This is a genomic window from Eubacterium sp. CAG:156 (genome assembly GCF_000434315.1).
Taxonomy (GTDB): domain Bacteria; phylum Bacillota; class Clostridia; order Lachnospirales; family Lachnospiraceae; genus Eubacterium_U; species Eubacterium_U album.
This window is the reverse complement of record NZ_FR878174.1, coordinates 9098-14971: the sequence shown is the minus strand read 5'-3', so window position 1 is coordinate 14971 and position 5874 is coordinate 9098. Positions and strand designations below refer to the sequence as shown.

Genomic DNA, 5874 nt, shown 5'->3' with positions numbered 1-5874 from the left:
TTAAGGCAATAGGATTTAATTGTAATGGAATCGTGTATGGAAAAAATAAGAAGCTTAAAAATATTTCCATGCAGGAAATAGGAAAAGGAATAAAAGAGATAGATGTATCAAAGTTAAAGAATTTAAAAAGCCTTGAAGTATGTTACTCAAAATATTTAAAAAATATTAAAATTGGAAAAATTAAAAAAATACATTTATATGAATGCAAAAGAATAAAAAAATTAGATATATCGAAATGTGACAAATTTAAGAAAGTGACAGTAATAGCTACGGGAATTGATAAAGTGCGAATGAGTAAAACGCCATCAATAAATGATTTATGCTTATCATTTAGTAAAATAGAAAAGATTGATTTAACAAATGCAAAAATTCATTCTCTTTCTTTGGAAGGAAACCCTATAAAAAACATAGATGTATCAAAGGCAAAGAAGATTGATAAGATATATGTAAAAAAATACCAAAATGTAAAAAAAGGAGATAAACAACAAATTAAAATAATAAGGAGGTAGCATATGAGAAAAAAGCATCCGGTTTTTATATGCATTACTGTAATCAGTAAATAAGTATATAAAACCGGATGCTTTTTATAGAAGAATGTAAAAGTCTTATCCAAATTTTCTTTTGATTTCAGCTATAAAATCTTTCGGGTTAAAAGATTTGCTTTCGGAGTTTGCGTTTCCTGCATTTCTTTTTGCTTCGTTCATTAATACGGTATGATTATCGATTGGCTCATTGCTTGTAATTATGGAACGGTATGTGCCGTCACTACGCATAATACGTGCCTTTGTGTTATCAACCTGCTGAACTTCGATAAAATGCATTATTTTTTCTTTTACATATTTATCTTTAATAGGGCAACCAACTTCTACACGTTTATCCATATTTCTTGTCATAAAGTCGGCAGAGGAAATATCCGCATTTCGTGTTACTGAAAACACTGTACTTTCAAGAATTTTATATGAATTAAATATTGTATCAGCAAAATAGGAAACCACATCACTTGTAAACACATATCTAATATCTGCACCGGGAAGAAAAATTACTTCAGGAAGAGCAGTCGGAATAGGAATTATACCAAATAACTCAGCATCTTTCTTCTCATTATCATTAGCTAATGTAGCACCGACATATATGTTTTTGTTTACTAAAAACGGAAATGGATGATGAGGGTCGATTATTTGAGGCGAAAGAATAGGATTAATTTGTGTCAAAAAATAGTTCTTAAGATATTTTAATTCTTTTTTCTCAATTTCATTCATTCTCAGACCGTGAACACCATATGTTTTTAGTTGCTCAGTAACATTTTCATAAATCTCATCTCTGAAATTAATTAAAGGTTTTACAACACGAAAAATTGCTTCAAGCTGTTCAGATGGATTCATTCCTGTTTTATTATCTTTATGATTACTTTTAATCTGGCTCAAATCATGAAGTGTACCAACACGAATCATAAAAAATTCATCAAGATTACTTGTGAAGATTGATATAAATTTAAGACGTTCTAATAAAGGTACTGTTTCGTCTGTAGCCTCGGATAAAACACGCTGGTTAAATCTAAGCCACGACAATTCTCTATTTTGTGTATAATTTTGTAAATTCTCTTTCATTCAAATCTCCTTATGTGATTGTTATCTATAGTTTTTAAGTGAATATATTTTTATCTTGTGGACCGGATATTAATAGGTAAAAGTGCATTTGACACCATCAGTACAAAATGAATATTCTGTCTACAAGTAAAATGTAGTGGTTTAAAAAGTCTTGCCTTCCAATATATTTAAAAGATATCCTTCACGTACACCATATGGACTCACAGTGAAATTAGTGCAACCGTAATGCTCGGCAATTGAATTTATAATTGAAATTCCGGGTATTATTGTGTGGATACGTCCGGGAGTAGCTTTTATGATTGCCGATACTAATTTAGGCTTGTCTTTTTTTGCTGATTTCAAAATTTTGCTTAATCGTTTGCATTCAAAACCCGTATATCCTGAGTTCTCGTTAAAAAGCTCGTCGCTTAATTTACAACAGGCACGTGCAGAACCACCTACTCCGAATAAAACGGTTGAGTTAACAGTTTCAGGCGAAAGGGGTAGCGTGTTAAGGATTTCATTAACATGGTCGTTGATGTTTTTTAATTCTGATTTAGTAGGAATGATATCTTCAACATAATTTGTGTACATATTTAATGAACCAACAGGTATTGAGCATGTAGACAATAATTTTCCGTTTTCAAAATAAACAAGTTCAGTACTTCCTCCGCCTACATCAACTAATAAGCCGTTTCCGGATGAAATGCTTTTCATTGCACCATAGTAATCGTACAAAGCCTCTTCTTTGCCGGAAATGATTTCAATATCAAAACTAAAATGTTTTTTAATTTCAGCTAAAACTTCTTCTGAGTTACTGATATTTCGTAATGAAGCGGTTGCAAATGCATGAACTTCTTTTACAGCCACACTTTCTAATATAATTTGAAATTTGATTAAGGCTTCGATAGCTTTTAAAATACCTTTTTTCGAAAGCATATTGTTATTGTCAATATAACCGGCAAGCCCGGCAGGAATTTTAGAATTAAGCATTTGCTGAATCTCATTGTTTATTACTTTATATAAAACCATTCGTATTGTATTTGAACCTATATCTATAATTGCGTACATATAAACCTCCGGAAAATCTGATTTAAAATATTTAAAAAGAAATTGCAAATTAATTAGCAAAATTTATGTAATTAATAAGAGAACATTAGTTTAAATATTTTATTGATAGTATTTACATATAGAAGAAATTATAAACAGTCAAAGTAAAATCTAAATATGACCAATGTATATTGTGCGTAAAAATAATAAGTGACACAAATTATAGGCGAAAGTGAATAAAAATATTTTTGTTTAGAGAAATTATTTAGTAAAATCCAATAAAAAATTACGCGAAAAATTCAATAAAAAACAAAATTGAAAACAACAAAATACAATAAATGCCAAAAATAGAAAAGAAATTAAAAAATAATGTTACCATAATAAAATTTGAACCCTTTTTTTTAGTAAAATAAAAAGGTAAAAATAGTATATAAGAAAAAGTACTTATCGCGATTGGAAAGCGATATCACAAAAAAGTAAAAATATTTTTAGGAGGGTTTTATGAGAACATTGAACCGTTTTGCACCAGGATTCAAGAGAATCATGGTTGCAGTCTTAGCAGTTGCTATGCTTGTATCTTCAATTTCATTTTCAAAGGGTACAAATGCAAAAGCAGCAGCATCAACTATTGGAAGCGCAGAAGACTATTCTGTAACAGCAACGGACGTATCAGACAGTCTTTGCAGAATCACATTTACACCAACAAATCCGGCAGCTTATGTAATTATTCATTACAAAGTTAACGATGGAGAGCAGGTTAACATTGGAATGAACGCTAAGGGTTCATATTTCGAATACGATATCAACAATGTTAAAAAAGGTGATAAAATCGATTGCTCATTTACATATAACAAAGGTGGACTTCAGTATGATTCATCAATGATGACATACACAACAGGATCAGCTCCTGTAACAGATACAAGTATTGAAGCACCATTTGGTTTAGTAGTTGCAAGTCCTGCAAATGGAGAAATCAGTGTAGTATGGGGAAGAGGAAACGTTGACTCATATAATGTTTACATTGACAATGCATTAGTAGGAAGCAAGTTGGGATGTGGATATTATGTTTATAAAGGATATGCAGCAGGAACTCATACAGTAAAAGTTACTACAGTAAGTGGTAATAAAGAATCAGCAGCTGCAACAGCTAGCGTAAATGTTACAGGTTCTGTTGCCCCAACAACAAAGGCACCTGAAACAACAACAAAAGCGCCACAGACAACAAAGGCACCTGAAACTACAACAAAGGCGCCACAGACAACAAAGGCACCTACATCAAATATTGAAGCACCATTTGGATTAGTAGTAGGAAATCCTGAAGCAGGAAAAATCAGTGTAGTATGGGGAAGAGGAAATATTGACTCATACAATGTTTACATTGATGGTAAGAGAGTAGCATCAGCTGTAGGTTGCGGATATTATGTATATGAAGGATATGCAGCAGGAAGTCATACAGTAGCAATTACTACAACAAAGAACGGAAATGAATCAGCACAGACTACAATGACAGTAAATGTTGCACAGTCAGCAGTTGCCCCAACAACAAAAGCACCAGAAACAACAAAGGTACCACAGACAACAAAGGTACCACAGACAACAAAGGCACCACAGACAACAAAGGCACCTGAAACAACAACAAAGGCACCACAGACAACAGAAGCAATTGGGGTTGACTCAAGTCTTCCTGCACCATTTGGTTTGGTTGCTTCATCACCTGTAAATAATCAGATTACAGTAGTATGGGGATATGGAACAATTAACTCATACAATGTATATGTAGATGATACAAGAGTTGCAAAGAAAGTAGGATGTGGCTCATACAAGTTTAAAAATATCGTAGCAGGAACACACACAGTTTCAGTTGCTACATATAAAGATGGAAAAGAATCAGCAAAAGTAAGCGTAACAGTAACAGTTAACGGTTTAACTGAAATTGTTACAACAGCACCGGCTGAAAAACCAACATACAGTGAAGCAATTCCTGAAACAAGAGCAGACTTAAAAGCAAACGATGACAGAATGTATTTCCAGATGAACAATAAGACAAAAGGTCAGTATTCAGATGATCAGGTTTATTGGTGCATACTTGGAAAGAATCCAAAAACACATGAATTATGTTATGTTGATACAAATGGAAATTTAATCCCTGTAAGCTTATCAATGAATACAGTTAAAAAGGGAGACAGAATGTGTGCAAATATCTGCAACACATTAGCTCAGAAAGATTATGTTTATATGCCTGACATTGAATCAGGAAGAATGTACTTAAGCTATGGTTCACCTGTTTATATTACAATTAACCAGGGTGCAGATGGAAATATGGGATTTGCAGGACCTGACCTTAACAATGCATCAGACCCTAATGCAGATGTATTATTTGAATTTATTGAATTTACAATTACAAACAAAGAATACTGGGGCAACACATCAAGAGTAGATTTCTATAGCTTCCCAATGGCTACAAGATTAATTGGTGAAGGTGGATGGAACAACTTCCCTGGTGATGCAGATGTTTACGATAAGACAGTAGGTGATTTAGGAACAAGAGCAGAAATGTTTGCGGCATTTAAAAATGAAGTACCTGCTGCATTCCAGACATTACTTACAGACAAGAGAATTATGGCACCATGTAAACTTACATTCAACGAAGGAAAGCAGTATTCAAATTATTTTGATAACTATATCAATAAATTCTGGTCAAAATATTCTACACAGGATTTAGTATTCTCATGTGATGCCGGAACATTCAGAGGACGTGTACATGGAGATACAATGGTATTTACAAAAGACGGTGTTGGTGGAACATACACAATTTACAAGCCAACAACTCAGGATGTATTAGAAGGAAAAGGCAACATGGCAAGAGGTAACTCAACAGAATTAGTTATCGAAGCACAGCTTTGCGCAGCATTTAACAGAGGTGTTGCAACAGAACCTGAAAATTATGATAATGAAAGTGCTTACTATAAGAATAGCAATTCAAACTTCTATTCAGGATTCTTCCACAATCATTCATTTGACAGACTTGCATATGGCTTCTGTTATGATGATGTAAATGACCACAGTACATTATTACATTACACAAATCCAACAGGATTAATCATTGACCTTAAATGGTAAAAAATTAATAAACTGTAAAAGGTAATAGAAATAAAAGACGTTGTTCTTACAATGAAAATTGTAAGGATGACGTCTTTTATATAATAAATAATTGTTAGATTTGCATCTATAAATAAAT

At 32.7% G+C, this 5874-nt stretch carries 4 protein-coding genes; 2 read left to right on the top strand and 2 right to left on the bottom strand.

All coding sequences use genetic code 11. The features are described 5' to 3' along the window. Nucleotides 1–509, top strand: a 509-nt coding sequence (locus tag ABMA45_RS08475) for a hypothetical protein (RefSeq protein WP_348030152.1), incomplete at its 5' end; no start/stop codon positions are given. A 96-nt stretch (nucleotides 510–605) separates the two neighbouring features. On the opposite strand, the gene ABMA45_RS08470 is transcribed toward ABMA45_RS08475, so the two are convergent. Together ABMA45_RS08470 and ABMA45_RS08465 are read right to left on the bottom strand one after the other, a co-directional pair. Then, a complete protein-coding gene (locus ABMA45_RS08470) occupies nucleotides 606–1607 on the bottom strand; it encodes a polyphosphate kinase (RefSeq protein ID WP_022089459.1) in 1002 nt (333 codons plus the stop codon). A 141-nt stretch (nucleotides 1608–1748) separates the two neighbouring features. After that, nucleotides 1749–2657 carry a Ppx/GppA phosphatase family protein gene (locus ABMA45_RS08465; RefSeq protein WP_022089458.1) on the bottom strand — a complete coding sequence of 303 codons (909 nt, stop codon included), beginning with the start codon at nucleotides 2655–2657 and terminating at the stop codon, nucleotides 1749–1751. Between the two features lie 480 nt (nucleotides 2658–3137). Between ABMA45_RS08465 and ABMA45_RS08460 the strand changes: the two genes are divergently transcribed. Further along, entirely contained in the window at nucleotides 3138–5756 is a 2619-nt protein-coding gene (locus ABMA45_RS08460; RefSeq protein ID WP_022089457.1) for a beta-1,3-glucanase family protein, read from the top strand. Nucleotides 5757–5874 lie beyond the last annotated feature (118 nt).